Origin of the sequence: Pseudomonas sp. B21-056 (assembly GCF_026016325.1) — a bacterium.
GTDB lineage: Bacteria > Pseudomonadota > Gammaproteobacteria > Pseudomonadales > Pseudomonadaceae > Aquipseudomonas.
Genome location: NZ_CP087203.1, coordinates 2,167,405 through 2,191,854 on the forward strand (window position 1 = coordinate 2,167,405; position 24,450 = coordinate 2,191,854).

At 60.5% G+C, this 24,450-nt stretch carries 24 protein-coding genes; 10 read left to right on the top strand and 14 right to left on the bottom strand.

The genetic code is table 11. The annotated features are described in order from the left end of the window. The first annotated feature begins 1 nt into the window (after nucleotide 1). From sctC to LOY67_RS09690, 3 genes are read left to right on the top strand one after another with little or no spacing between them, the layout of a single operon-like run. A complete protein-coding gene (gene sctC / locus LOY67_RS09680; protein WP_265066954.1) occupies nucleotides 2–2,098 on the top strand; it encodes a type III secretion system outer membrane ring subunit SctC in 2,097 nt (698 codons plus the stop codon). Next, nucleotides 2,095–2,298 carry an HrpT family type III secretion system protein gene (gene hrpT / locus LOY67_RS09685; protein WP_265066955.1) on the top strand — a complete coding sequence of 68 codons (204 nt, stop codon included), beginning with the start codon at nucleotides 2,095–2,097 and terminating at the stop codon, nucleotides 2,296–2,298. Before sctC ends, hrpT begins: the two co-directional genes overlap by 4 nt. A gap of 2 nt (nucleotides 2,299–2,300) precedes the next feature. Further along, nucleotides 2,301–2,660 carry a type III secretion protein HrpV gene (locus LOY67_RS09690; protein WP_265066956.1) on the top strand — a complete coding sequence of 120 codons (360 nt, stop codon included), beginning with the start codon at nucleotides 2,301–2,303 and terminating at the stop codon, nucleotides 2,658–2,660. 21 nt (nucleotides 2,661–2,681) lie between these two features. On the opposite strand, the gene sctU is transcribed toward LOY67_RS09690, so the two are convergent. Genes sctU through sctW form a run of 12 tightly spaced genes read right to left on the bottom strand, consistent with a single transcriptional unit; the run spans nucleotide 2,682 to nucleotide 13,140 of the window. Next, nucleotides 2,682–3,761 (bottom strand): type III secretion system export apparatus subunit SctU, encoded by a 1,080-nt coding sequence (sctU, locus tag LOY67_RS09695; RefSeq protein ID WP_265066957.1) that lies wholly within the window; start codon nucleotides 3,759–3,761, stop codon nucleotides 2,682–2,684. Next, a complete protein-coding gene (gene sctT / locus LOY67_RS09700; protein ID WP_265066958.1) occupies nucleotides 3,758–4,552 on the bottom strand; it encodes a type III secretion system export apparatus subunit SctT in 795 nt (264 codons plus the stop codon). Before sctT ends, sctU begins: the two co-directional genes overlap by 4 nt. Then, nucleotides 4,553–4,819, bottom strand: coding sequence for a type III secretion system export apparatus subunit SctS (sctS, locus tag LOY67_RS09705; RefSeq protein ID WP_265066959.1), 267 nt, complete (start codon nucleotides 4,817–4,819; stop codon nucleotides 4,553–4,555). It lies immediately after the preceding gene. A gap of 7 nt (nucleotides 4,820–4,826) precedes the next feature. Beyond that, on the bottom strand, nucleotides 4,827–5,480 hold the full coding sequence (sctR, locus tag LOY67_RS09710; RefSeq protein ID WP_265066960.1) for a type III secretion system export apparatus subunit SctR: 654 nt from the start codon (nucleotides 5,478–5,480) through the stop codon (nucleotides 4,827–4,829). Continuing rightward, nucleotides 5,477–5,866 carry a FliM/FliN family flagellar motor switch protein gene (locus LOY67_RS09715; RefSeq protein ID WP_265066961.1) on the bottom strand — a complete coding sequence of 130 codons (390 nt, stop codon included), beginning with the start codon at nucleotides 5,864–5,866 and terminating at the stop codon, nucleotides 5,477–5,479. The genes sctR and LOY67_RS09715 overlap by 4 nt, the downstream gene beginning before the upstream one ends. Then, nucleotides 5,856–6,572 (bottom strand): type III secretion system protein, encoded by a 717-nt coding sequence (locus LOY67_RS09720; RefSeq protein ID WP_265066962.1) that lies wholly within the window; start codon nucleotides 6,570–6,572, stop codon nucleotides 5,856–5,858. Before LOY67_RS09720 ends, LOY67_RS09715 begins: the two co-directional genes overlap by 11 nt. Next, entirely contained in the window at nucleotides 6,569–7,123 is a 555-nt protein-coding gene (locus LOY67_RS09725; protein ID WP_265066963.1) for a flagellar hook-length control protein FliK, read from the bottom strand. Before LOY67_RS09725 ends, LOY67_RS09720 begins: the two co-directional genes overlap by 4 nt. Nucleotides 7,124–7,129: 6 nt before the next feature. Beyond that, nucleotides 7,130–7,576 carry a type III secretion protein gene (locus tag LOY67_RS09730; RefSeq protein WP_265066964.1) on the bottom strand — a complete coding sequence of 149 codons (447 nt, stop codon included), beginning with the start codon at nucleotides 7,574–7,576 and terminating at the stop codon, nucleotides 7,130–7,132. Between the two features lie 2 nt (nucleotides 7,577–7,578). After that, nucleotides 7,579–8,928: a FliI/YscN family ATPase gene (locus tag LOY67_RS09735; RefSeq protein WP_265066965.1), complete on the bottom strand. Its 1,350-nt coding sequence runs from the start codon at nucleotides 8,926–8,928 to the stop codon at nucleotides 7,579–7,581. Beyond that, nucleotides 8,925–9,890: a type III secretion system inner membrane ring subunit SctD gene (sctD, locus tag LOY67_RS09740; protein WP_265066966.1), complete on the bottom strand. Its 966-nt coding sequence runs from the start codon at nucleotides 9,888–9,890 to the stop codon at nucleotides 8,925–8,927. The genes LOY67_RS09735 and sctD overlap by 4 nt, the downstream gene beginning before the upstream one ends. Nucleotides 9,891–9,922: 32 nt before the next feature. After that, nucleotides 9,923–12,022: a type III secretion system export apparatus subunit SctV gene (gene sctV, locus LOY67_RS09745; RefSeq protein WP_265066967.1), complete on the bottom strand. Its 2,100-nt coding sequence runs from the start codon at nucleotides 12,020–12,022 to the stop codon at nucleotides 9,923–9,925. Continuing rightward, complete coding sequence (sctW, locus tag LOY67_RS09750; RefSeq protein WP_265066968.1) at nucleotides 12,022–13,140, bottom strand: type III secretion system gatekeeper subunit SctW; 1,119 nt, start codon at nucleotides 13,138–13,140, stop codon at nucleotides 12,022–12,024. Before sctW ends, sctV begins: the two co-directional genes overlap by 1 nt. A 245-nt stretch (nucleotides 13,141–13,385) precedes the next feature. Here sctW and LOY67_RS09755 point away from each other — a divergent pair, with 245 nt between their 5' ends. The 3 genes from LOY67_RS09755 (at nucleotide 13,386) to LOY67_RS09765 (ending at nucleotide 17,728) form a co-directional block, all read left to right on the top strand. Further along, entirely contained in the window at nucleotides 13,386–13,940 is a 555-nt protein-coding gene (locus LOY67_RS09755) for an RNA polymerase sigma factor (RefSeq protein WP_265066969.1), read from the top strand. 83 nt (nucleotides 13,941–14,023) lie between these two features. Beyond that, the gene (locus LOY67_RS09760; protein WP_265066970.1) at nucleotides 14,024–16,309 is read left to right on the top strand and encodes a type III effector HrpK domain-containing protein; all 2,286 of its coding nucleotides are present in this window, start codon (nucleotides 14,024–14,026) and stop codon (nucleotides 16,307–16,309) included. 54 nt (nucleotides 16,310–16,363) lie between these two features. Then, complete coding sequence (locus LOY67_RS09765) at nucleotides 16,364–17,728, top strand: membrane-targeted effector domain-containing toxin (protein ID WP_265066971.1); 1,365 nt, start codon at nucleotides 16,364–16,366, stop codon at nucleotides 17,726–17,728. On the opposite strand, the gene LOY67_RS09770 is transcribed toward LOY67_RS09765, so the two are convergent. Further along, nucleotides 17,716–18,198, bottom strand: a complete 483-nt coding sequence (locus LOY67_RS09770; RefSeq protein WP_265066972.1) for a MaoC/PaaZ C-terminal domain-containing protein — start codon at nucleotides 18,196–18,198, stop codon at nucleotides 17,716–17,718. The genes LOY67_RS09765 and LOY67_RS09770 overlap by 13 nt on opposite strands. A 102-nt stretch (nucleotides 18,199–18,300) precedes the next feature. Between LOY67_RS09770 and LOY67_RS09775 the strand changes: the two genes are divergently transcribed. Continuing rightward, nucleotides 18,301–19,440 carry an AraC family transcriptional regulator gene (locus LOY67_RS09775; protein WP_320110009.1) on the top strand — a complete coding sequence of 380 codons (1,140 nt, stop codon included), beginning with the start codon at nucleotides 18,301–18,303 and terminating at the stop codon, nucleotides 19,438–19,440. Here the strand turns inward: LOY67_RS09775 and LOY67_RS09780 are convergent. After that, nucleotides 19,400–20,515 carry a CaiB/BaiF CoA transferase family protein gene (locus tag LOY67_RS09780; protein ID WP_265066973.1) on the bottom strand — a complete coding sequence of 372 codons (1,116 nt, stop codon included), beginning with the start codon at nucleotides 20,513–20,515 and terminating at the stop codon, nucleotides 19,400–19,402. The two genes, LOY67_RS09775 and LOY67_RS09780, sit on opposite strands and share 41 nt — an antisense overlap. Nucleotides 20,516–20,891: 376 nt before the next feature. Here LOY67_RS09780 and LOY67_RS09785 point away from each other — a divergent pair, with 376 nt between their 5' ends. The 3 genes from LOY67_RS09785 to LOY67_RS09795 all read left to right on the top strand — a co-directional run bounded on the left by LOY67_RS09785 (nucleotide 20,892) and on the right by LOY67_RS09795 (nucleotide 24,360). Next, nucleotides 20,892–22,235, top strand: a complete 1,344-nt coding sequence (locus tag LOY67_RS09785; RefSeq protein ID WP_265066974.1) for an MFS transporter — start codon at nucleotides 20,892–20,894, stop codon at nucleotides 22,233–22,235. A 55-nt stretch (nucleotides 22,236–22,290) separates the two neighbouring features. Next, nucleotides 22,291–23,019: a nitroreductase gene (locus tag LOY67_RS09790; RefSeq protein WP_265066975.1), complete on the top strand. Its 729-nt coding sequence runs from the start codon at nucleotides 22,291–22,293 to the stop codon at nucleotides 23,017–23,019. Between the two features lie 78 nt (nucleotides 23,020–23,097). Further along, nucleotides 23,098–24,360: an OprD family porin gene (locus LOY67_RS09795; RefSeq protein ID WP_320110010.1), complete on the top strand. Its 1,263-nt coding sequence runs from the start codon at nucleotides 23,098–23,100 to the stop codon at nucleotides 24,358–24,360. The last annotated feature ends 90 nt before the right edge of the window (nucleotides 24,361–24,450 follow it).

Here is a 24,450-nt window from a genome sequence, read left to right on the forward strand (position 1 = left end):
AATGCGTAAGGCCTTGATGTGGTTGCCTTTGCTGTTGATAGGGGTGACGCCCGCCACGTGGGCGGCCGTTCCCGATTCCTGGAAACATACCGCCTACGCGTATGACGCCCGCCAGACCGAACTGGGGACGGCGCTGGCGGACTTTGCCAAGGAGTTCGGCCTGGGGCTGGATATGACGCCCATCGAGGGCAAACTCGATGGGCGCATCCGCGCCGAAAACCCCGAAGCCTTCCTGGAGCGGTTGAGCCAGGAATACCATTTCCAGTGGTTCGTTTATAACGACATGCTGTACATCAGCCCGTCCAGCGAGCACACCTCGGCGCGTATCGAAGTCTCATCCGATGCGGTGGATGACCTGCAAACCGCCCTGACCGACGTCGGCCTGCTGGATAAGCGTTTCGGCTGGGGCGTGTTGCCGAACGAAGGGGTGGTGCTGGTCCGCGGCCCGGCCAAATATGTCGAGTTCGTGCGTGACTACAGCAAAAAGGTCGAGCCGCCGGAGAAGGCCGATAAACAGGACGTTGTGGTGTTGCCGCTCAGGTACGCCAACGCGGCGGATCGCACCATTCACTATCGCGACCAGGAGCTGACCGTGGCCGGTGTCGCCAGCATCTTGCAGGATTTGCTGGAAAGCCGCGCACGCGGCGACGACATCAATGGCATCAATCTATTGTCGGGTGCCGGTGGAGGCGGCCGTTCGAGCTTCAGCGCACCGGGCGCGACCAGTCTGCCCTACAACATGGATTCCAGCGGCATTGACACCGGAGTCCTGCAACAAGGTCTGGACCGGGTCCTGAACCTGGGCAAGAAATCCGCCAAGGGCAAGGCCGGCGGCCGCGCGAGCATTCGTGTCAGTGCCGATGTGCGCAACAACGCCGTGCTGATTTATGACTTGCCCGAACGCAAAGCGGTGTACGAAAAACTGGTCAAGCAACTGGACGTCCCGCGCAACCTGATCGAGATCGATGCGGTGATCCTGGACATCGATCGCAATGAACTGGCGGAGTTGTCCAGCCGCTGGAACTTCAACTCGGGCAATTTCAGTGGCGGCGCCAATCTGTTCGACGCCGGCACCAGTTCGACGTTGTTCGTCCAGAACGCGAGCAAGTTTTCCGCGGAGCTGCATGCGTTGGAGGGCAATGGGTCGGCATCGGTCATCGGCAACCCATCGATCCTCACGCTGGAGAACCAGCCGGCGGTGATCGATCTGAGTCGCACCGAGTACCTCACGGCCACCTCTGAACGTGCCGCGACCATCATGCCCATCACGGCGGGGACAAGCCTGCAGGTGATCCCGCGCTCGCTGGACCACGAGGGTAAGCCGCAAGTACAGATGATTGTCGACATCGAGGACGGTCAGATTGATGTCTCGACCATCAACGACACACAGCCCAGCGTGCGCAGGGGCAACGTCAGCACCCAGGCGGTGATTGCCGAGCATGGCTCCCTGGTGATTGGTGGTTTTCATGGCCTGGAAGCCAATGACCGACTCCACAAGATTCCGTTGCTGGGCGACATTCCCTACATCGGTAAATTGTTGTTCCAGTCCCACAGTCGCGAGCTGAGTCAGCGCGAGCGGCTGTTCATCCTGACACCGCGGTTGATTGGCGACCAGGTCAATCCGGCGCGCTATGTAGAGAACGGCAACCCCCATGACATCGATGACCAGATGAAAAAGATCCAGGAGCGCCGCGACGGCGGAGAGCTGCCGACCCGTGGCGATATCCAGCGAGTCTTTACCCAACTGGTCGATGGCACCGCGCCCGAGGGCATGCGCTCCGGCGAAACGCTGCCGTTCGAAACCGAGAGCCTGTGCGATCCGGGCGAAGGCCTGACGCTCGACCGGGAACGCTCGCAGTGGTTTGTCCAGAAGGATTGGGGCGTTGCGGTGGTCGTGGCGCGTAACACTACCGACAAGCCGGTGCGTATCGACGAAAGCCGCTGTGGCGGCCGCTGGGTCATCGGTGTGGCCGCCTGGCCTCATGCATGGCTGCAACCGGGTCAGGAAAGCGAGATATACATCGCCGTGCGTCAACCACAGGTGTCGAAAATGGCCAAAGAGAGCCGGCCTTCGCTGCTCCGGGGAGTAAAACCATGAAGATCCCACAGGTTGCGGTTCTGTTCGTGCTGTTCGCCATCCTGGCGGGGTGCGCCACTCATGGCTGTTCCGGGTACGCCTGTAAGCGCCCGGACTCCAACGACCGAGAGTTGGTGATCTGGTGGCCGGCGGATATGCGCGAGGGCCTTCAGGAGAGTGACAAGGATCGTGACTACACCGTTGTGCAACTGAGGGACTAGCGATGATCGAGGTAACGGAAAAAGCGGCGTTCTACGCACAGGTTGCCGCCCGGCGGGCGGCGGTCTGGCCGGTGGCAAAAGGCGTCGCCTTTGTCAGTCGCTGTGAACACCATGACTGGGGCATTGCACTGCACATCGAGGGCCGAGCCCTGCGCCCGGAACAACTGCATGAGGCGCTGCAACGGCGCTTCACCCAGGCCGAGCGTTTCAACCATTACTTTCTGTTCGTGGATGTCCAGCACGACTTTGTGGTGTGGCATGCGGTGCACGAAGGGGCCGCCACTGTCGCCAGTCTCGATGAGATCCGCTTCCGTCAGTTGCAGTTGGCAGGCCTGGAGCAGTTGAGTGAACCGTCGCATTGACGGCCCCCGGATCATTGGCTATCACGGTGCGTCGTCGATGCGAATCACTTCATCGGTGACTTCTTCCAGTTGGCGAACCACCTTGTAGATGTGTGCAACCGCCAGCAGCGTCGGCCGGGGGATGTATTTGCCGGCCTTGACCTTGTACAGCGTGCGCGCCAGCCAGATGCTCTGGATCACCGGAATACCGGCTTTCTTGGCGCGTTCGATCAGCGCCAGCGCCTCTTCGTCCTCACCTTTGCAATGAATCCTGGGCAGCGGTGTTTCGCCTGGCCGGTAATACAGGCCCACCGCGTAGTGCGTGGGGTTGACCAGCAGCATGTCGGCTTCTTCCACCGGCTTGGGCGCCGCGCTGGGTTCCTGGTTGAGGATTTCATGGGCCAGTTGCCGGCGATGACCTTTTACATGGGGATCGCCTTCGGATTGTTTGTATTCCTTCTTGATGTCCTCGTGGCTCATGCGCAGTTTCTTGGCGTGGAAGTACTTCTGCATGGCGAAGTCGATCATGGCAATCACCAGCAGCAGCCCCAGGACCACCCGCAGGATGTGCCGGAACAGCTCCACCAGCGCATGCCAATAGGTCGTCAGGTCGCTGTTTGCCAACAGGATCAAGGTGCCCAGCGCGGGTTTGACCAGGGTATACAAGGTGGCTGCGATGGCGGCGGCCTTGAGGATGCTGAGCAACAGGTTGGTGACGTTTTGCCCTGAAAACATCTGCTTGGCGTGGGAGAAGGGGTTGATCTTGTTGATGTCGACCTTCAATGCTTTTGGCGCAAACAGAAAGCCGATCTGTATCCAGGTGCCGAGCAGGCGCATCAGCATCGCCAGGCCGACGCTGCACAGCGTGAAACTGAGCAGCACGGCAAGGCCCTCGCTGCCGATCAGCTCGATCGCTGTCGTGAACGGAGCATCAATGCTCTTGAACGAAATTGCCAACAACCCTTGCAGGCGCTCAATGCTTTCGTCGGCCAGGCTGAAGGTGACTTCGCTGACGGCCATCAGCACCAGCAGTTTCCCCAGGTCCTGACTTTGCCCGACCTGGCCTTTTTCGCGGGCGTCGCGTAATTGCTTGGGGGTGGCCTTTTCTGTTTTTTCGCTCACGGCACCTGTACCAGAAGACTAAGCAGCGATTTAAGGTCGGCCAGCTTTGCCAGTTGGCCGTTACCCAGTTCCAGCAGGGTGGGCAGGTAGATCAACAGGAACGCCAGCCCGGCCATGCTCTTGGCCGGCATGGCCAGGACCGAAACGTTCAGCTGTTGTGCGTACAGCCCGATGATCGCCAGCGCGGCTTCGATCAACAGCAGCAGCGCGATGAAGGGCGCGGCGTACAGCAGCATGTGTTGCAGGGTCTGGCTCAGTTGCTCGAGAAACACATCTAGCCCATCCACCGTCATTCCGGGCAGCCAGGCGGTCGGCGGCCAGACGCTGTAGCTGTCCCAGATCACCTGGGTGATCAGCGACAACCCACCGGAGAGAATCAGCAGCATGATTAGGGTTTCCTGGAACAACTCACCCAATGGAGTCGCGTCCGGCCCCAGGGTCGGGTTCATCTGGCCGCCGCTGAGTGCGCCGCGCTGGCTGTCGAGCAAGGCACCGACGGAGGCAAACATCCAGAACGGGGCATACAACAGCAGCCCCAACAGCGTACCGAGTACGGCCTCCTTGAGCAGCAGGCCGCCGATGGCCAGCCAGTTCTCGTCCAGCGAGGTCAAGGCGCGGCTGATGCCCGGCGCGGGGACCATCGCTACGCTGGCCACCACGGCATAACGCAACGGTCCCTTCAGGTATTTGAAACAGAAGGCCGGCACCAGCAGCATGCACGGCAGCAAGCGCGCCATCGCCAGGCCCATGCCCAGCATCAGCTCGAAGAGATCCTGGGCGTTGAAGGGCATCTAGTGGGCGACTCCGGACCGGGCAATCAGGTCGAACGCCATGTTGATGAACTGGATCAGCTCGACGCCGATCCAGCGGCCGGTCATGGCCAGGGTCAGTCCAACCGCCGCCAGCTTGATACCGAAGGGCAGGGTCTGATCCTGGATCTGCATCAGTGCCTGCAACAGTGACGTGACCACGCCGACCAGCACTGCCACGCCGAGCGGCGGGGCGGTCAGGATGACCACCAGGAACATGCCTTGCTTGAACAACGCCAACGCTTCCATGGCCGCCTCACATGTACGAATAGAACAGGCTGTCGAGCAGGCGCGACCAGCCCGACACCAGCACGAACAACAGCAGTTTGAGCGGCAGTGACAGGGTCATCGGCGAGACCATCTGCATGCCCAGGGCCAGCAGCAAGTTGGAAACGATCAGATCGATGACAATGAACGGGATATAGATCAGGAAGCCGATCTCGAACCCGGCTTGCAGCTCCGACAGGACAAACGCCGGGATCGCCAGCAACAGGTCGTCCTTGCTCGCCTGGTCCGCCATTTCCTTGGGCCACATGCGCTGGGTGTTGTCCAGCAGGTGGGTCACGACATCGGGATCGGTGTTGCGTGTCATGAAGCGTTGCAGGGGCTCGATCACGGTTTTTGCACTGGCCTGCAGTTTATCGGTGCTGCCCATCTCCAGCGGGTGCGCCTGCACCCGTTGCTGGATTTCATGGGCGACCGGGGCCATGACGAACATCGTGGCGGCCAGGGCGATGCCATACAGCGCCATGTTCGGCGGCACCTGCTGTACGCCGATGGCATTGCGGGTGATCAACAGCGTCATGGCGATTTTCAGGAAGGCGGTGCAGACGATCAACAGGAATGGGATCAGCGACAACGCGCCCAGGAACAGCGCCAGCAGAACCGGGTTCATCCCGTCCATGATCATGATCGGGTCGCCAACCGGGTAATCTCAAGGCCAAGCCGGCCGTCGACGTCCACCAGTTCTCCCTCGGCCACCACGTGCTCGCCGTGACACAGAGTGGCATGGCCGGGCGCAACGCCGCTGATTTCAAGGATGCTCCCCGCACTCAACCTTTGCAGTTCGCCGAGGGTGAGCTTGAGTTCCCCGCAGCGCAGGGTCAGGTCCAGTGCCAGCGACTGGAAGCCGGGTGACTCCGCTTGTCCCGAGGGCTCGCCGACAGCGTAAGGGGCATCGTCATGGAGCGACTCGGACGGTGGCTGGACGGCCTCCCGGTTATCGGCTTCGTCGGCCACATCATCGCTGTCTTCGAGGGTTTCGACGTCGTCGTAATAGAGGTCTTCAGTGCTCATCGGGCGTGTGCTCCTCGTGGCTTAGCCGCAAATAAAGTTGCTGCGCCTGGTCGCTGGCGTGTGCCGCCCACTGCCGTCCGGCGAGGGTGAGGCGACCGTGGCCGCTGCTGTCGAATCGGCACCGGGCGGGCAGTACCACGTCACCGGGGCGCAATGACGCCAGTTGTTCCAGGGTCAAGGCCAGCTCACCGAGGACCAATGGCGTGGTCACGGGCCATGTCTCATCCAACGCTTGTTTGCGGGCCTGCCAGGGCCCCGCGCGCAACAGCCGAAGCAGGCAATCAGGTGTTGTGTGCAATTGGGCGTGGAGGGTCTGCCCGGCGCGGCGAACCTGGACACGGCAGCCGACGGTGGCGGTCACCGGATGCTCGGGCAGTGGTTCAAGCGGGGCGAGCAGCGCGGCAATCGTCGGGCTCAAGCGTTGATTGAAAAACTGCCAGTACCACGCTTGCTGTTCGCCTTGCAGGGTCAAGGGGGCGTCGCCGAGCAGGCTCAGCAGCGCTTCGGCGTCGGTCAGGCACAGCGCACCGACGGCGCTGTCCAGCCAAACGCCGGAGGCCGGGGCGGCGGTCTCGGTCAGTGGCGGTAACAGCATCAGCTCGGCGTCTTCATCCTGCACACGCAAGCCCAAGCGTTGACCGGCACCCAGCTCGCGGGTTACGCGGGCCCGCAAGGCGCAGACTTTTCGCAGGTTCAGCGTGGTCATGCTGCGCAGTCTTCGTGCATGTCCAGGTCGACGTCCTGGCCCAGTGCGTGCGACAGCGAGTCCCGGCAGGCGCCGGCATGCCCTTGCAGGCGCTTGAGCACGTCGCGGCGAGCAAAGCCCAGTTGCACGTTCCAGCGGTTGTCGGTCTTGTGGGTCTGGACACTTACACTGCCGAGGTTGGGCATCAGCAGGGTGAAGCTGAGCGGACCATCCGGTTGGCCCAACAAGCGTTGCGCCAGCTCGTCGATCAATTGGGGCGGCACCTGTTCTGTCTGCACCGGGAAAGCGACACCGCCGCCGGCGAAGCCTTGCTGATCGGGCTCGGTGCCCACGGGCAGCACCAGCAGTTGGGAAAAGAACAGGCCATCGGTGCTCATCGGCATGTCCGGCAATTGCCTGTTCAGGGTCGCTCGGCTGCTTTGCGTATCGCCACGACGGGCACCGCCCAAGGCCGGACGCTCGTTACGCTCAGGCACCGCCGGCCATTCTGTGGACATCGGACGCTGCGGCGTGGTCGGCGCTTTTGGCGCGGGTTTGATCGGTGGATTCATCGGCTTCTAACCTTCTTCGTTGAGGGCCTCGCTCAGGCAGGCGAGTTTCTCGACTGCCCGTTGAAAGGCCTTGGCCTGCAACCGTTTCTCTTCAAGCAGCGCTTGTTGTTCGGTGATACGCAGTTGCTGTTGCTGCATGTCCTGGCGGATCAGGGCGAGACGGTCGAGCATGTTTTTTTCTTTCTCGTGCCAACTGTCGACATCTTTGAGACTGAGGGTCTTGTTCAGGTGCGCCGCCGAAAGGCTCTCGCGTCGTTGCCGGTGGTTGTCACGCTGCTGATCCAATAACAGCCGGGTTTCTGATAAGTGGTCGCGCATTGAATCGAGTTCCACCTGTGCCTGGCGTTGCGCCCGTTCGGCACTGGCCTGGCGGTGTTGGCGCAACGGGGTGATCAGGCCGATCACCTGTTCCAGAGCCAGCCTTTGCGGGTCTTCTTCCAGCGCTTCTTCCACGGCTACTCCGGCAACTGCGAGGTGAGCCGCTGCAACTCTTGCAGGGTTTGCGTCAGGGCGACCGGTTCGCGCAGGTCCTGACGGAGAAAGGCGTTGATGGCGTCATTCAGTTCCACGGCGCAATCGGTGACCGGATCGGCCCCGGCCTGGTATTCACCCAGGCGCAACAGCATTTCCACTTGCTTGTAGGCGGCCAGCAGTTGGCGTAAGCGATTGTTCGCCCGTTGGTGCTCGCGGCTGCTGACGTTGCTGAGGATCCGGCTGATGCTGGCGGACACATCAATGGCCGGATAATGCCCGCGCTCGGCCAGCTTGCGCGACAGCACGATGTGGCCGTCGAGCAATGAACGCACTTCGTCCGCCACTGGATCGTTCATCGAGTCCTGTTCGATCAGTACGGTGTAGAGCGCGGTGATCGAGCCGTTCTCGCTCATGCCGGCGCGCTCCACCAGCCGCGGCAGCAGGGTGTAGACCGACGGTGGCAAGCCGCCGCGGCCCAAGGGCTCGCCGGAAGCGATGCCAATCTCACGCTGTGCGCGGGCGAACCGGGTCAGAGAGTCGAGCAGCAGCAACACCTTCTGGCCGCGGGCCCGGAACGCCTCGGCGATGGCGGTGGCTGTGAACGCCGCACGGGCCCGTTCCATGCTGGAGCGGTCGGACGTGGCGCAGACCAGCACCGAGCGGCTGCGCAAGGTTTCGTCCAGCTCATGATCGAGAAACTCGCGCAGTTCACGGCCCCGTTCGCCGATCAAGCCAAAGACAATCACGTCGCAGCCCATGTTGCGGGCCAGCTCGGCCATCAGCGTGGTCTTGCCGCAACCGGCACCGGCGAACAGCCCGACACGTTGGCCTTCGCCCAGCAGGATGGCACTGTCGATAGCGCGCACTCCGGTCGGCAGGGCGTTGGTGATGCGCGGGCGCTGGGTCGGCGGCAAGGCATCGGCAATCACCGGCAGGGTCGGGCGGTGATCGTCGGGCCCGGCGAACGCGCCCAGGCAATCACCGAGCAAAGGGCGGCCGAAGCCATCCAGTACGCAACCGAGCAGACTGTCGTCAACCCCGATCCGGTGCGCCACGCCCAGCGGGCGGATCGCTGCGCCGACCTGAATCCCGTCCGGGGCACCGAGGGCGCTGAGCAAGGTGCAATCCTGGGTGAAGCCGACGATTTCGGCGAGCAGCAGGCTGCCGTCTGCTTTGCTCACCTCACACAGGTCCCCTACCTTGGCGGCGGGAATCTTGCACTCCAGCAAAATGCCGCGCACGGCGCTGACCCGACCACGCACACGCACGGCAGAGTAGTGCGCAAGGCGCTCGAAATGGCTTTGTTTCCATTGGTTCAGCGCGGTATTCACCAGTCCACCTCGATGTGGCGATCACCGTCGAATTGCAGGCGCTGATCGTCGATGCGCGTCAGGCGCAGGCCCTGCACCTCATCGCCCACATACAGGCGTCGTCCGTCGGCGGTCACCAGGTGGGCATGGGGGCCGGTCATGATCTGCACGATCACGAAGGGCAGGCCATTGCGTACGCTGGCGACGTTGTCGAGCACCGTCACCGGCGATTCGTAGCTGTCCTTGAAACGCTGCAGCATGCGTTGATACACCAGCAGGGCTTCGTCCTTGAGATTGCCATTCAGGACCAGTCCCTGGGGCGTTTCCTCGATGTTGACGTCCGTGAGCAGGCGGTCGCTGAGCATTCGGCCCAGGGTATGCCGGACCGCGTCGACGTTAGCCAGGCGCTGGCGCTTGTCGGCCACCGTCCGGGTGACGCTCGCGGACGCCTGGGTCGGTTTGGCCGGTGCTGCGGGTCCAGCCTGGGCAACGCTTTCGTCCGGCACCGTGGCGGCCGGGCGGGTCAGGCTCCAGGCACTGCCGATAATGCCGATCAGCAGGCCGGCAATGATGCCTGTGGTGCGGTTGAGAAACTGTGAGCGGGGTTTGACTTTTTCCAGGGGCGCGGTCGCGCGCAAAGGTTCGGGCTCGACCTGCGGCTGTTGCTCGACGACCGCCGGCACGGCAGGCCAGGCGTCTTCGGCAGGCGAAACGCAGAGCCACACCGAGCCCAGCAGGAAGGCGCTGTTGGGGATCAGCTCGACGCGGGCCGTGGCGTTGCCTTCATCATCACAGACCGAGCCCTGCTCGGCGTTCAGGGTCCAGTTGTCGTCCTGGCGTTGCAGGCGGCAGTGCAGGTTTTCCACGCCAGGATCGTCCAGGGACAGATCACGCTGGTCGGCGGAGCCAATCGACCATTGCTCGCCTATCAACGGCAGGGCCGCACCTTGCTGCTGGCCGTTCAGTACGCGTAATTCAAACATCCGACAAACTCCCGATACTGAGCCTGTCCGGCTCAAGCGGCATGATCGTTATCCAGGTGCTCCAGATCATCTTCCAGGTCGAAGCGCCCCATGACCTTGACCTTGGCCGCGTTGCTGATCTCGGCGAAAGACAGCACCGGCACGTGATGGAATTCTTCCTTGAGCAGCGTGCGCAGCGGGCTGCGCAGGTCCTGCGCGACCAGCAGGACCGCCTGTTCGGGGGCGCGCAGGGGAAAGGCAATGTGCAACTGCTGCACCAGCATCTGGCTGATGTCGTTGGTGAGCGAGAAGAACGTTTCGGTTTGCGTCTGACGCAGGCCGTCGCGCAACAACCCTTCGCTTTCCGGTGTCAGCAGCCACACCATCAGGCCGTCGGCCCCGCAGTACTGGTGATAGATCTGCGTTTTCAGGGCAATGCGCACGTAGTCGGTCAGCACGCTGATGTCGCGCTCGTGCTGGCCGTGTTCGATCAGGGTTTCGGCGATCAGGCGGATCGCTCGCAGCGGCACGCACTCCGAGGCCAAGCGCTGCAGGACCGCCGAAAAACGCGTCAGGGTGATCACCCTCTGCATCTCCTGGGCGAGTTCAGGTTGCTCGGACTCCAGCCAGTTCAGAATCGCCTTGGTTTCCTGCAAACCGATGAACTGCGGCCCGCACGACTGCAATGCGCGCTCCATGCGCTCGATGATCAGGGTGCTGGCGCTGACCCTGGCGAGCCCGCCGTCTTGCAGGTCTGGAAGGTTGGCGGGCAGCCAGACCCATTGATCTTCCTGGCGCTCGGCAGTGCCCGCGATAGCCACGGCCAGCGGTTCACGGTTCAGCAAGCGTTCATCCACCGCGACATGGGTCTGGGTAAAGGTCGCCTTGAGCAGAGGCACGTCATACACGGTAAAGCGGAATTCGTCCGGTGGCAGGTGATCGACGTACTCGATGATGAAGGAGGGCAGCGTCAGGCCGTACTGCACCACTAGGCGGTTGCGGCGCTGGCGGATTTCGCTGACCAGTGCATCGACCTGGTTGGAGTCCTGACCGGGATGAAACTGGAGGACGAACTGCCGGCTGGGGGAGAACGTGCGCAGGTCTTCCTGACCATTCATTTCCGGCGCAACGGCCACCGCGCCTTCCTGCTCGACCTTGGGTTTGGCCCGCTGCAACTGCAACAGGCCGCCGCTGCCGCAGATGAGGGAGATGGTGATGAACACACCGGTCGGCATCCCGGGCAGCATGGCAAAGCCGAACATGGCCACGGCGGCAATGATCCAGGCCTTGGGCTGGCTGGTGATCTGCTCGGCGATTTCCCGGCCGATATTGGCTTCCACGCCTGCGTCGGTATTGGGCACGCGGGTAATGATCATGCCGCAGGTGACGGAGATCAGCAGCGCCGGAATCTGCGCGATCAGGCCGTCGCCGATGGTCAGTACGGTGTAGAGCTGCAAGGCGTCTCCGGCGCTCATGCCGTGTTGCACCACGCCAATGGAAATGCCGCCGATCATGTTGATGGCGACGATGATCAGGCTGGCAATGGCGTCACCGTTGACGAACTTCATCGCCCCGTCCATGGCGCCGAACAACTGGCTCTCCTTGTTCAGCTCGGCACGTCGATTGCGTGCTTCGTACACGCTGATCAGGTTGGCGCGCAGGTCGCTGTCGATGGACATCTGTTTGCCCGGCATCGCATCGAGGGTAAATCTCGCGCCGACTTCGGCCACCCGTTCCGAGCCCTTGGTAATCACCAGGAAGTTGACCACCGTCAGGATCAGGAAGATGACCAGGCCCACCGCCAGGTTACCGCCGACCACGAATTCACCGAAGGCTTCGACAATGTGCCCGGCGTCCTGGTTGAGCAGGATCAGCCGGGTAGTGGAAATCGACAGTGCCAGGCGAAACATCGTGGTCAACAGCAGCACCGCCGGAAAGGTCGAGAACGCCAGCGGCCTGGGCAAGTGCATGGCCAGCATGATCAGCAGGCAGGAAATGCAGATGTTGACGGCGATCAGTACGTCAACCAGGGCGGTGGGCAACGGTGTGATCATCATGAAGACGATGGCGATCACGAAAAATGCGCCGACCACTTCCGAACGGCGCATGGCGGAGAGGGCGATCATGTTCAGCAGGTTGATGGCTTGATTCATCAGGCAAGGCCCCCGTAAAGCTGCTTCTGTTCTTGCTGAGTGAGTTCGGCCATGAGTGTCAGCAGATTGCCGAGGGCGTTCTGGCGGCTTTTCATATCGCGCCAGAGCAGGATCGGCAGCTGCAACAGCATCGGACGCAGACCATTGAGGAACGCCAGTTGATGCTTGAGTTGCGGACCACCGATGTGCTGGGTCAGTTGCAGGGTCTGGCTGATGTTCATGCCGTTGGCGGTGAGCGCCAGCAGATGTTTGAGGAAGGCGGGTGGATCGACCTTCAGATCGGGGTTCTTGTTGCGCATGCGCCCCAGCAGGTGCTCGCAGCCTCGCAACAGCGTCGTCACGTGTCGTGCGGTATTGAGGCCGTGCATCAGTGTGCGCAATTGTTCGTGGGACGCGGAGGGGGTCAAGGCCGACAGGTCATCGGCAATCGCGCTGCGCATGTCGCGCAGGTTGAGGTCGAACTGCCCCGGCTCCTCCTGCTCGCTGAGCAGTGCCTCGATCAACCCCGTGATATTCGGTTGGCCGGAAACCGCCACGCTGTACAGGTTGCGCAAGGTCGTCCGGCGCTTGCTGTCGAGGCTCGGGCGGGCGAAGGCCTTGGCGGAGTTGATACCGGCACGGGCGCGAGGGCCGTACTTGCGCCGCAGTACCTTTAACTGCTGTGTCAGCACCACATGCTCGCCCGTTGCGCCATCGGCCTGGGCCTGTTTGCGGGCGGCTTGCAGCAGCACGTGGGCCTTGGCCGCGTCGCCATCGGTGTACGCCAGCACCTGCGACAGATCCATCGAATTTTCCAGTTGCAGCCTTTTGCGCAGCATCCTCGCGGCGTTATCCAGCCCGGTGTCCTGGGCGCCCATCAGCAGTTGATAGAGTTCGCTCAGTTTGACCGCGCGCGACTGCAACGCATTGTTGCTGGCGATCAGTTCGCGTTGGCTGAGGATGCGGCTGTGCTGTACCAGCGCGGCGGCGAAGCGCGAGATCTGTTGCGGCGAAGTCCCTGCGCTGTGCTGGACGATGCTTTGCTGAACCGCGCTTTGCAGCGGCTGCGCGACAGGGGGCGCCACGCGGGTGGGCGCGAGGGGTGGAGGCTGCATCAGGGGCGGAGCGACGATTTTCATAGGACGGTTCTGAGCCGGGTCATACCCGCTAAGTGGGCCGTACACCGGGTTCGGTTCCCTGGTCGGGAAAGTGGCCGGGTTTGTGCCAAATCCCGTCGAGCCAAAAAGGTGGCTGCGCAAAGATTTGTATTTCAAGGTTTTTCATTGTTTTTAAATACATTAATAATCAATGAGTTATAAGCATTATTTGGTTGGTATGGTTATCGCAATAGGGCTTGCACACCACTAGATAAGGGTATGCCCCCATGTTGCAAAGCCTTGCGATCGTTGACTCGAACTTCTCCAGCGCGCACGCGTCGGCCGCCGGGATTCGCCAATTGAGCGGTGATCAGATATCGATGCTCAGGGCCTTTATTCAGAAGCGGGTGATGAACCCCGACGATGTTGATGACCTGCTGCAATGCGTCCTGCTCGAGGCCTTGCGCAGTGAGCACAAGTTTCAACATGCCAGTAAGCCGCAGACGTGGTTATGCGGCATTGCCCTGAATCTGATCCGTAACCACTTTCGAAAGATGTACCGGCAACCGTTCCAGGAAAGCTGGGAAGATGAAGTTCATTCCGAACAGGACGGGCACGGCGATATCGGCCATCAGGTGGACGGGCATCGCCAGTTGGCGCGGGTGATCCAGGCCATTGGTTGCTTGCCGCCGAACATGCAGAAGGTGTTGGAAGCCTGCCTGGAAATGAACGGTAACTATCAGGATACGGCCAGCAGTCTCGGAGTACCGATCGGCACCGTGCGGTCACGGCTGTCGCGGGCGCGCGTCCAGCTCAAGCAGCATGTGGATCCTTTCGGCTGAGCAGGGGGCGGTTTTTTTTCGGGAACCGATTGTGGGGGGCAGCCACTCAGTTGCCATCCTTCACTCTCGGATGGTGACTTCCCATGCGTATTTCCGGTTCTTCCTTCAGCGGTACTGTGCACCTCCCCACCCCTGGCGAAGTGGCGGGCGAGTTGCCGGTTCCCAGTAATCTGCGTGGCAATGGCGGCGTCCAGGCCGGGGTGCAATTCGGCCTGGAAACGGCGGACGCGTCAGGCCTGGTGCAGAACAATGCGCAGAAGGCGGGGTCCTTTCTGACGCAGTTGTTTCAAGGAAACAATGTCGCGCCATCCGATACGCCGTCATGCGACGACACACCAAGCCAGGTGGCGCCCACGGCTCCGGTTGCGCCAGTCGCTGCTCCATCGAGCAGCAACGCATCCGACCCCGCCAATGCCCCGAAGGCCGCCGATGCGGAGTTTCTTGATAACTATTCGTCTCCCAAAGCCTTGGAGCGTTGGGAGCCGCTTGTAGCCCATTTGCCGCCCGAGGAGCGTCTGCAAGCAGAGAAGGAGCTCAATCGGCCAATTGCAGCGGCTCATATGGCCAGGGGGGACGGTCCTGATGCGGCCAAGGCGATGGCATTCATTAATGCCAACCCTGCGCTGAAAACCGCGGTGGACGTCGGTAAAGATGACGGCAATGCGGATGGCAAGATCACAGACAAGGATCTCAAGGCTTTTGCCAAGAGCATGGAGAGGGCGGCGGAAAAGGCAGGCAAGGGGCTGATCGGGTATCAAAGGCGTAACCCGAATGCCGATCCGCAGTCCCTGGAAATGGTTCGCAATGCCTCGCTGATGCAGGCGAACCTGCCGCTGGTCAGGGCCGCCGACCCTCATAACGCCGCGGATGCGGCCAACAAGATAGAGGTCGACGACAATATCAGTGCCGACGACTTGAAAGGTTTATCGGCAAACAATCCGGGACTTTCCGGTGCGCTTAAACAATCCTGCAACACCTGGGCGCAGCCGGGTTTCCTAGGACAGCTTGACGAGGCGGGCATGACAGGCCGCGATCAGGCTACCCATAGTCCAGATCAGTTGTTCAACGCCAAGAACCTGAGTGAATGGATCAGGGCCAGTGCCCCCACCAACGGCGGGCAGTTCGCGGGCATGCTCAGCGACGCGGCCACCCTCAATGCGGTGGCCGGTATCGATATCAGCAAGCTCGATGAGAAGGTCTTCGAACAACCCGAGTCCTATACGGGGGCGCAGAAGGCTGCTGTCATGGTCAAGTTGCAACAGACCCAGCAGAGCGTGATTGCCGGGCGCAACTTGCGCAACACCGAAAAAACCGAGCAGGCGCTGGCCGAGAGAATTGCCCAGCTACAGGCCGATTCCGACGTGCAGGCGTATCTCAACAAGAGCATTCCCGAGCAGGAACGTGCCCTGGTGCGCAGTGATGCCGCGCTGCAAAAGGCGGTCAAGGAGCAGGTGAAGAACGTCAACAGTGGCAAAGCCCTGCAAACCGACATGGACGCTGCTGACAGGGCTGTGGACAAACATAAACCCATCGCTGACTACAGCGGTGCCCTCAACGGGTTGTCCGCGCAACTGCAGTTGCAGAAAGACCTGTTCCCCGAAACCGAGGTGCCTGATCCCTCCGCTGTGCTGGACAGCCGTCCGGACCTGCAAGCAAAAATCGGTGACTCCTATGCGCGCAACTTCAGCGAAGGTGGTGCACTGAAGCAATTGCTCGGGCAGAAGAACCTCGATGCCAATCAGGCCCTGCAGATGGCCGATGCCCAGAAAGCCGCCTACGACAGCGTGATGCCCAGCGATGTGACCGAAGGCCAGCATCAGAACTATCTGGACGCCACGTTTGCGCAACTGCAGGACACGAAAAAGGGCCGCAAGTTGCTCGAAGGCAAGACCGACGAAAACAAGGGGCCGTCGATGGTCAGCCAGATCGCTGCGCAGATGGGCCCTCGGGCGCTGCAATCGGTCATGGGCTTCGCCTCGGTGTCCGACATGCTGGCCCATGGCGACAAGTTGGGCGCCGCACAAACCATTTATGACAGCACCAAACTGGGTGGGCAGGCGATCAAGGAGGGCATCGAGACGGGGGCCAGGTTGCTCGGCCGTGAGGCTTCAGGAGGGCTGGGACGCATGGCTGGCCAGCTCGCCGGCCGGGCGGTGGCCATGGTTGCGGGCGAAGCCACCGGCCTGGCCGCAGGGGCCGCGATGGGGGCGGCGATTCCGGTGATCGGTTGGGCCATCGACGCTGCCATGGCCGTGGGGTTCGGTATCTCCCTGATTGTCGACGCCGTCAAGAAACACAAGGTGCAGAAAGCCTTCGACCACAACGTCGACCCGGTACTGAACCAGTTCGGTATCCCTAAGGCGCATTGACACATTCACGGCTGCCCTTATCCACAGGGTGGCCGGCCCTTCGGAGAGTAATGCATGAGACCCATCGGCGGCCCTACGCCCCGTTACCAGCCCCCTGTCCCGGAAACCGAAACGTCAACCACGCGCTCCACGCACCAGGAACAGGCAGGTTCATCCAGCGCTTCCCAACCACCGCCTGAGGCGCCACAACTGGGCAGTGTGCAGCGCTATCCCGGTGGGCGCTATGCGCACCTGGCAGAAGCCATTGTCCACATGAAAATCACCGGGCAGGACAAGGAGCGCCAGAGCGGTCGAAACGCTGACGGTGTCAGCGCAAAGGCGCTGTCCGGTTCCCAGGGGGTGGCGTCATCCTCGCACCGGCCGGCCGGGGCGGCTGAACGCTTCATGGCCGCGGACCTTGCAGAGCTGGCAAGCTGGAGCGAGCGGTCGCACACCTATGCGGCCGATCCTGTCCATGCATTTGGTCGTGGTGCACAGGTCCCTCGCTCCGTACACAATAAACTGCTGAATGATGCAAAACAGTACATGGAATCAAAACTTCACGCCCACGGGCTGAAGCTGAGCGATGTGGTCACCCGGGCGACCGATAAACGCCTCGAAATCAACTTGAACTACATCGAGATGAGGGATTACGTGAGCCGCGAAGGGCTCTGGGTTCCCTCGGAGAGCGATAAGTTGAAGGACAAACTGATCGCCAGGGCCGATGCCTATATGAGCCACTTTCTTGCCGAGAACCCGACCGCGTTGGCGCCACTGCCCGGGTTGAAGAGTAAAGACAGCATTGGCGTCATGCGCGAACTGCTTCAGGACGCCCCGGGCCTGGTGATTGGTGAAGCGCACAGGGCCAGATCCAGTAAGCGCGTGATCATCAACAATATCCCGGCGCTCAAGGCCGCCGGCGTGACCACGCTGTACCTGGAGCACGTGTGCGCGGACTCCCATGGCAAAGCACTCCATGAGTACATGGCGGCCCCCAAAGGCAGTCCGATGCCTGCCCGGTTGAAGGTCTATCTTGACGCCCTGACCTGGGGTAATTCGGCACCTGGCCAGAAGAGGTCCGAGTACGGCTTCAAGGAACTGGTAAAGGCTGCAAAGGACGGCGGGCTGCAAGTCATCCCGGTGGATACTGCTGAAACCTATGCCACTTCGGGTGGCAGCGAAAATGCGCGGACCAAAGTGATGAACTATTACGCCGCAGAAAAAATACGGCTCACCAGACCCGAAGGCAAGTGGATCGCATTCGTCGGCTCCACCCACGCAACCACTTTCGAAGGGGTGCCGGGGCTCGCGCAGTTGCACGGGGTCAGGAGTCTGATCGTGGACGATTTCGGGACCAAGTCCCGGGCAGAGATCAAAGTCAATGTCAAAAACTATGGCGACAAGCTCGATCCGGATGTGACCCTGTCCTATAAAGTCTGACGGACAGGGAGGGCAGATCCATCGCGCATGATCAGCACCGACACTTCATAGGTGAGCACTTTTTTAAGACCTGCGGTGAATACGTCAACGGCAAGGACCACCCAGCCTCGATCTTCTCTTCGAGGGTGGCAGGTTGAGGTAAGCACCTTCGCACAAATGCTGATCACATCCCCAGGCAGCACCGGTGACAACATTCGGAATTTATCGAATTGCCCACCCGCGACAATGCGGGTTCTGAGATACAAGACTTCACACATCAGGCGTTGCACGATAGCAAAGGTTTGCAGCCCGCTGGCACAGTGGACGCCGAGGGGGCTTTTGCGAGCCCGTTCAGGATCAACGTGAATGTCGAGGGGATCGTATGCCAAGGCAAAGGCTACAATCTCCTCTTCAGTCATCGCTTCAGGCCGTGAAGCTGTCCAGGTGTTGCCTGGCTGGAAGTCTTCCCAGAATAAAGTCGCTACGGTCATGGGGTCATTGCCCTCATATTCTAAAACCACGAGTCTTCTGCAAGCGACACTGATCCTGAAGCGGGTCGTGGACGCCGGCAATGTCCAAAGACCTCAGCACAGGTGAATATTCAGGCTGTTGACAGAAGGGTGTGGGCAACCGAACGTACCGATGATCGCGCCAGTGAACAGCCACTGCGCGCCAGCCGGTGGCGGGCAGCCCTTACATGGCTTTATGGAGAAGAGATGGCACACGCTCAGTACAAGGGAACCACTTCAATCGGATTGGTCCGTGAAGCGTTGTCCGGGGCCATTCAGCGTGGCCTGGATATCCAACCGATTCTGCAGTTCGCCCGTATTGATCCTGAACTTCTGAATGCTCCGCAGGCGCGAGTCGAGGCATCGGCGTTTTCACGTCTGTGGATCGCCTTGTCAGACCAGATGGATGATGAGTTTTTCGGTATTGACAGTCATCCGATGCGCAGAGGCAGCTTTCAACTGATGTGCCATGCCGTCATCGGCTGCCGTTCCCTGGAGCAGGCTCTACAGCGGATGCTGGCTTTTCTTCGATGCATTCTTGATGACGTCTACGGGACGTTGGAAATGGAGGGCAACGATGCCCGGATCATTATTCATGACTATGGCACCGAGCGCCGCCTGTACGCTTACGGTACGTGGCTGGTCCTGGTGCATGGCCTGCTTTGTTGGTTGGCCAATAGAAGAATTCCGCTGCAAGAAGTGCGCTTTCGTCCCCCACGCCCAGAGGACGATAGCGACTATCGCCTGCGCTTTCATTCAGAAATTGAATATGGTGCGGCTGTGACGCTGGTTCGCTTTGATCGCAGTTTTTTGAGCCTGAAAATTGCCCAGAACAATAATCATCTTTCAGCCTTTCTTCGCGAGGCTCCGGCCAATCTGTTGGTGAAGTATCGAAATGATGAGAGCGTGAGTGCGCTGATCCGGCATCGTCTCCGGGGACAAAGCCCTGACGAATGGCCGGAACTGGATGACGTCGCCAAAGACCTTCGAGTCTCCAGTTCAACGCTTCAGCGCCGTCTCCAGGCTGAGGGCGCCAGCTATCAACGTTTGAAGGACGATCTTCGACGGGACATGGCGATCAATCTCTTGAGCCAGGCTGAGTTAAGTGTCAGTGATGTAGCGGCACTCACCGGATTTCAGGAAACCAGTGCGTTTCACCGCGCGTTCAAGAAGTGGACCGGCGTCAGCCCAGGGGCGTATCGCAATACCCCAGCAACTCCCTAGAGTCCCATCCCACAGCATTCGAGGTGTTTTCCTGTATCGCGCCCGGGGTGCGCGAAAATCGCGGCGCGGGTGCTGCCTGCAACACACCGTCGGTATTTTGATAGACGCCTCTGTCCCGCATCTGAGGGTGTTCGGCGGCTTCGGCAAGTGTCAGCACCGGCGCAAAGCAGGCGTCGCGGCCTTCAAGCAGGGAACACCACTGTGCTTGTGTACGCGTCGCAAACAGCTGGGCCAACTGCTCACTTTGCTCTGGCCATTTATCCGGGTCTTCGCAGCCGGACCTGACGTCGAGCGGTGCGTCAATGAGCGCCATCAACTCGGCAAAGAACTGCGGCTCGAGAGGGCCAACGGAAATCTCCCGGCCGTCTGAACAGGTGTAGCAACGGTAATGGGGCGCTGCGCCTGACAGCAGATTCCGGTCCCGTTCCAGGTTGATCAAGCCGCTGGGCAATAGCCCGGCAAAGAACGTCATCATGGAAGACACCCCGTCGATGATCGCGGCGTCCACCACCTGGCCTTTACCTGAACGTTCGCGTTCCCACAGCGCCGCTAGAATGCCAAAGGCCAGGAACATGGAGCCACCACCAAAGTCCCCGACCAGGTTGAGTGGCGGCAGGGCGGTACCGTGGGCGGTGCCAATCGCTGCCAGCGCGCCCGTGAGGGCAAGATAGTTGATGTCATGGCCCGCGCGTTCAGCGAGTGGCCCACTTTGTCCCCATCCCGTCATCCGGCCATAGATCAGTCGCGGATTACGTGCGGTAGCCTCCTGGGGCCCCAGTCCCAAACGCTCCATCACCCCTGGCCGAAAGCCTTCGATAAGCACGTCTGCACTTTCAATCAAGGCCAGAGCCTTCTCGACGCCGCCTTCACTGCGAATGTCCAGCGTGATGTGCTTGCGGCCCCTGTCGACGACCGGATTCGGCCATCCGTTTCCGCCTTCGCGCTCAATGCGTATGACCTCGGCGCCCATGTCAGCGAAGAGCATCGCGCAGTGTGGGCCAGGGCCAATGCCCGCGAACTCGATCACTCGCAATCCCACCAGAGGGCCTTGTCGTTTCACTGTTTCGCCGGGCATGGGCACTCCATGGCTTGAGCTGTTTCATGCGGGAAGGATGAAGGTAAAAGTCAGAACGTGAACGCGAGGGCGGTAGGCCGCCAGGAACGACACGGCCCCATATTCGGTAGCCTTCGCAGGTTCTGGCAAGGGTGAGAAAAATCAATTGCGGTGACCTGTTTGGGCACCCAGGGGCCAACGCGGCGCGGCGTCAGATCACCAATAGACAAGTTGAACGGGTCAACGCCCGCAAGTGCCCGGATCGGTCAATCACAACGATGTCCTTGGGCATGGGCCAACTTCATTTTGAATTCTAGGATGCGTCACAGGTAGCCCGTCAGGCCGGCAACCTCCCTGTGCACTTCTCTAATAAGAACAAGATCGAAGGAGACACCCTATGCAATCGGTAAATGTATATGCGCTCACGGGCGACTCGAAGTTCAATCGCTTCCATGGGCTTATCCTGTTCTGGTGCGTGCTCATTCTGATTATCGACGGGTATGACCTCGCCGTTGTGGGCGCCGCGCTGCCCGCCATCATGACTGACATGAACATTGATCCGACCAGTGCGGGTGTCATGGCCGGCTCCGCGCTGTTTGGAACCATGCTCGGTGCAATCTTTCTCGGGACGTTGGCAGACCGGATCGGCCGGCCGAGGATGGTCGCCATCTGCGTGGCGCTGTTCAGTCTTTTCACCGCTGCGGCGGGCCTCACGAGCGATCCGATCAGCTTCAGCATCGCGCGGTTTATCGCCGGTCTTGGTATTGGCGGCGTCCTGCCGATCTGTACCGCTCAAATGGGCGAGTTCTCTCCCATCAAGCTGCGTACCCGCATGGTAACGCTGGTGTTCGCAGGCTATTCGGTCGGGGGGATTCTGGTGGCCCTGACCGCTAAACAACTCATCGAAAGCCATGGCTGGCAGTCGGTTTTTTATGTGGCGGGTCTACCGGTGTTCCTGATCCCGTTCATTTTGAAGACCATGCCCGAGTCCATCGGGAACCTGCTCAAGAAGGGGCGCCAGGACGAGCTGCGTGTCATCGCCCGGAAAATTGATCCGAGCCTGGTGATCAGCGATGAAGCGCTGATGACCGGCCATGCAGACGTATTGGACAAGCAGCAAGCGCCGGTTCGAAACCTGTTCCGGGACGGACGTGGGTTCAGCACGGTAATGATCTGGGCTGCGTTCATGACGGGCTTGTTCATGGTGTACGCACTCAACTCCTGGCTCACCAAGTTGATGGCCATGGCTGGGTTCAGCCTGGGGTCGGCGCTGAACTTTGTCATCGTCTTCAACGTGGGGGCGATTGTTGGCGCGCTCGGGGGCGGTTGGCTCAGCGACAAGCTGAATATCAAGCATGTACTGGTCGCGTTTTATCTGATCGGCGCAATCGCGCTGACGGTGTTGGGGTACACACGGTCCACCAGCTTGTTATTTGCAGTCGTGTTCATCGTCGGTGCATCAACCCTGGGTACGCAGCTTCTGGCGTATGCCTATGCCGGCGATTTCTACCCCTCGACCATTCGCTCGACCGGCGTTGGTTTCGCCTCCGGAGTCGGTCGGGTCGGCGCTATCGTCGCGCCGATTCTCATCGGTTGGCTGGTGTCGATCAAATTGCCCCTCGAACAAAACTTCATGGCGATCAGCCTGGCCGGTCTCATTGGCGCGGCCGCCGTTTCCCTGATCAATCAGACCCGCGCCGATTCGACCCGCGTGCGAAAAGCCGCTGCGCTGCCGGGCTGACTTCACGGTTGAAACGCCTGAGTTCTACTGAATTCGTCACCCATGGGACAAGAGCATGAACCGCGTAGCACAACCTCCACTCTCGCCCGAACTGCTGAGCCGAACAGTGGATTGGGCGATCACCACACGTCGCAGCATGAGGGCGTATTTGCCGACTCCGGTGCCCCATGAAGAAGTTGAAGCAATCCTCGACATTGCTCGCTTCTGCGCCACCGGCGTGAACATGCAGCCGTGGCGGGTTCATGTGGTGACGGGGGAGGTCAAGGATCGGCTGTCCCGGGCAATTACCCAGCTTGACGACGATCCGGCGTTGAGCCTTCGCCTTGAAGACGCCTACGAGTATTACCCGCGCCAATGGGTCACGCCTTACATCGACAGAAGGAGGCAAGTGGGTTGGGAGCTGTACGGTTTGTTAGGGATCGAAAAGGGCGACAAGCAGCGCATGCATCAGCAGCACGGGCGTAATTATCGATTCTTCGATGCGCCGGTTGGCCTGTTGTTCACGATCGATCGAGTGCTGCAGAAAGGCAGCTTGCTCGATTATGGAATGTTCCTGCAGAGCGTGATGATCGCGGCGCGTGGCAGGGGGCTGCATACCTGTCCCCAGGCCGCCTTTCTGAAGTATCACCAGGTGATTGCCGAGTTACTCGCCATCCCGTCCGACCAGATGCTGGTGTGCGGAATGAGCCTTGGCTATGCAGACGAGGCCAGCATCGAGAACAGCCTGGTGACTGGTCGAGAACCGGTGAGTTCGTTCGCCACGTTCCATCACCGTCTCGCTTAGCCCGGATATGACAAACACTGCCTGAAACTCTCAGGTGGTAGGTCTTCATGCAGACAACAAAAATAAAAGGTGCTTGTGATGCCGATAACGTTCAAACAATTGGTCGTGGCTGTTGGGGTATGTTCTGCGATGTCCAGCGCGTCAGCTGACCTGCTCAGCGACTCGAAGGGGAGCTTGGAGTTTCGTAACTTTTATTACAATCGCGATTATAGAAATGAAGGCGCCAGCCAGTCCAAGCGCGATGAGTGGGCCCAGGGCTTCATTCTCAATCTTCAATCAGGATTTACCGAAGGCAAGGTTGGCTTCGGTGTCGATGCCCTCGGATTGCTGGGCGTGAAGTTGGATTCCAGTTCGGATCGCACCGGTTCAGGACTGCTCGCGTATGACTCGCAACGCAATGTAGAAGACGAGTACGCGAAAATGACGCTTACCGCCAAGGCACGGCTAGGTCGAAGCGAGCTCAAGATCGGTGGACTCAGCCCTCTGATGCCCATGCTGTGGAGCAATAACAGTCGGCTGCTGCCTCAAGTCTTCAGAGGGGGAATGCTGGTTTCCAATGACCTGGATCCCGTCACGATCACGGCCATCCGGGTGAATGCGGTAAAGCAACGAAACTCCACCGACTTCGAATCCCTGACGACCACGGGTTATCGCGCGGTTGAAGCCGATCATTACAACTATCTCGCCCTTGACTACAAAGCGTTGCCGACACTGACGCTGAGCTTGCATACCGCTGAGCTTGAAAACCTGTACCGCTCGAACTACTACGGCTTCAAGCTTAACCAACCGCTGTCGGTCGGCACACTGATCACCGATATCCGCCTGTTTGATGCCAGGGGAACAGGCGATAAAGCACTCGGCGAGGTCGACAACCGCACGCTGAGCAGTTACTTCGCCTACAGCCTCAAGGGACACACCCTGGGGGGCGGGTATCAGAAGGCTTGGGGCGATACGCCGTTCGCCTTCGTCAATGGCACGGATACCTATCTGTTCGCCGAATCCCTGGCAAGTACCTTCACGGCGCCAAACGAACGCATCTGGTTTGCCCGATATGATTTCGACTTCGCCACAATCGGTGTGCCGGGGCTGACATTGGGCGTCAAGTATGTGAGCGGTGAAGATGTCGACCCCACCTTGCTTGGTGGAGCACGCGCGGCGGCGTTACGGGCAGAGGGGCGTGAAGGCCAGGAGTGGGAGCGGGTGACCGATATGACTTACGCTGTCCAGAGTGGACCCGCGAAAGGGATGTCGGTGCAATGGCGTAACTCGACCAATCGGTCGACTTACGCTGACAGCGTGAACGAGAACCGATTCATTGTTCGCTATACCGTCAACTTTTAGAAGGTCAGCGCTCGTTTGACTGAAGGTGGCCTGAGCGAGGTGGGATAGTCGCGATAAGCTTGACCTTTGAGCCGTCCCTGGCTCTTCAGG

Bases quoted from the DNA above. Each gene is read 5' to 3' on its own strand.
- LOY67_RS09720 (WP_265066962.1), bottom strand. From the start codon at position 6,572: ATGACCACGCTGAACCTGCGAAAAGTCTGCGCCTTGCGGGCCCGCGTA.
- LOY67_RS09765 (WP_265066971.1), top strand. From the start codon at position 16,364: ATGAGACCCATCGGCGGCCCTACGCCCCGTTACCAGCCCCCTGTCCCG.
- sctW (WP_265066968.1), bottom strand. From the start codon at position 13,140: ATGAAAATCGTCGCTCCGCCCCTGATGCAGCCTCCACCCCTCGCGCCC.
- sctT (WP_265066958.1), bottom strand. From the start codon at position 4,552: ATGCCCTTCAACGCCCAGGATCTCTTCGAGCTGATGCTGGGCATGGGC.
- sctV (WP_265066967.1), bottom strand. From the start codon at position 12,022: ATGAATCAAGCCATCAACCTGCTGAACATGATCGCCCTCTCCGCCATG.
- LOY67_RS09760 (WP_265066970.1), top strand. From the start codon at position 14,024: ATGCGTATTTCCGGTTCTTCCTTCAGCGGTACTGTGCACCTCCCCACC.
- LOY67_RS09790 (WP_265066975.1), top strand. From the start codon at position 22,291: ATGAACCGCGTAGCACAACCTCCACTCTCGCCCGAACTGCTGAGCCGA.
- LOY67_RS09715 (WP_265066961.1), bottom strand. From the start codon at position 5,866: ATGAGCACTGAAGACCTCTATTACGACGACGTCGAAACCCTCGAAGAC.
- sctD (WP_265066966.1), bottom strand. From the start codon at position 9,890: ATGTTTGAATTACGCGTACTGAACGGCCAGCAGCAAGGTGCGGCCCTG.
- LOY67_RS09780 (WP_265066973.1), bottom strand. From the start codon at position 20,515: ATGCCCGGCGAAACAGTGAAACGACAAGGCCCTCTGGTGGGATTGCGA.
- sctS (WP_265066959.1), bottom strand. From the start codon at position 4,819: ATGGAAGCGTTGGCGTTGTTCAAGCAAGGCATGTTCCTGGTGGTCATC.
- LOY67_RS09690 (WP_265066956.1), top strand. From the start codon at position 2,301: ATGATCGAGGTAACGGAAAAAGCGGCGTTCTACGCACAGGTTGCCGCC.
- sctR (WP_265066960.1), bottom strand. From the start codon at position 5,480: ATGATCATGGACGGGATGAACCCGGTTCTGCTGGCGCTGTTCCTGGGC.
- LOY67_RS09725 (WP_265066963.1), bottom strand. From the start codon at position 7,123: ATGAATCCACCGATCAAACCCGCGCCAAAAGCGCCGACCACGCCGCAG.
- LOY67_RS09785 (WP_265066974.1), top strand. From the start codon at position 20,892: ATGCAATCGGTAAATGTATATGCGCTCACGGGCGACTCGAAGTTCAAT.
- LOY67_RS09770 (WP_265066972.1), bottom strand. From the start codon at position 18,198: ATGACCGTAGCGACTTTATTCTGGGAAGACTTCCAGCCAGGCAACACC.
- sctC (WP_265066954.1), top strand. From the start codon at position 2: ATGCGTAAGGCCTTGATGTGGTTGCCTTTGCTGTTGATAGGGGTGACG.
- LOY67_RS09795 (WP_320110010.1), top strand. From the start codon at position 23,098: ATGCCGATAACGTTCAAACAATTGGTCGTGGCTGTTGGGGTATGTTCT.
- hrpT (WP_265066955.1), top strand. From the start codon at position 2,095: ATGAAGATCCCACAGGTTGCGGTTCTGTTCGTGCTGTTCGCCATCCTG.
- LOY67_RS09755 (WP_265066969.1), top strand. From the start codon at position 13,386: ATGTTGCAAAGCCTTGCGATCGTTGACTCGAACTTCTCCAGCGCGCAC.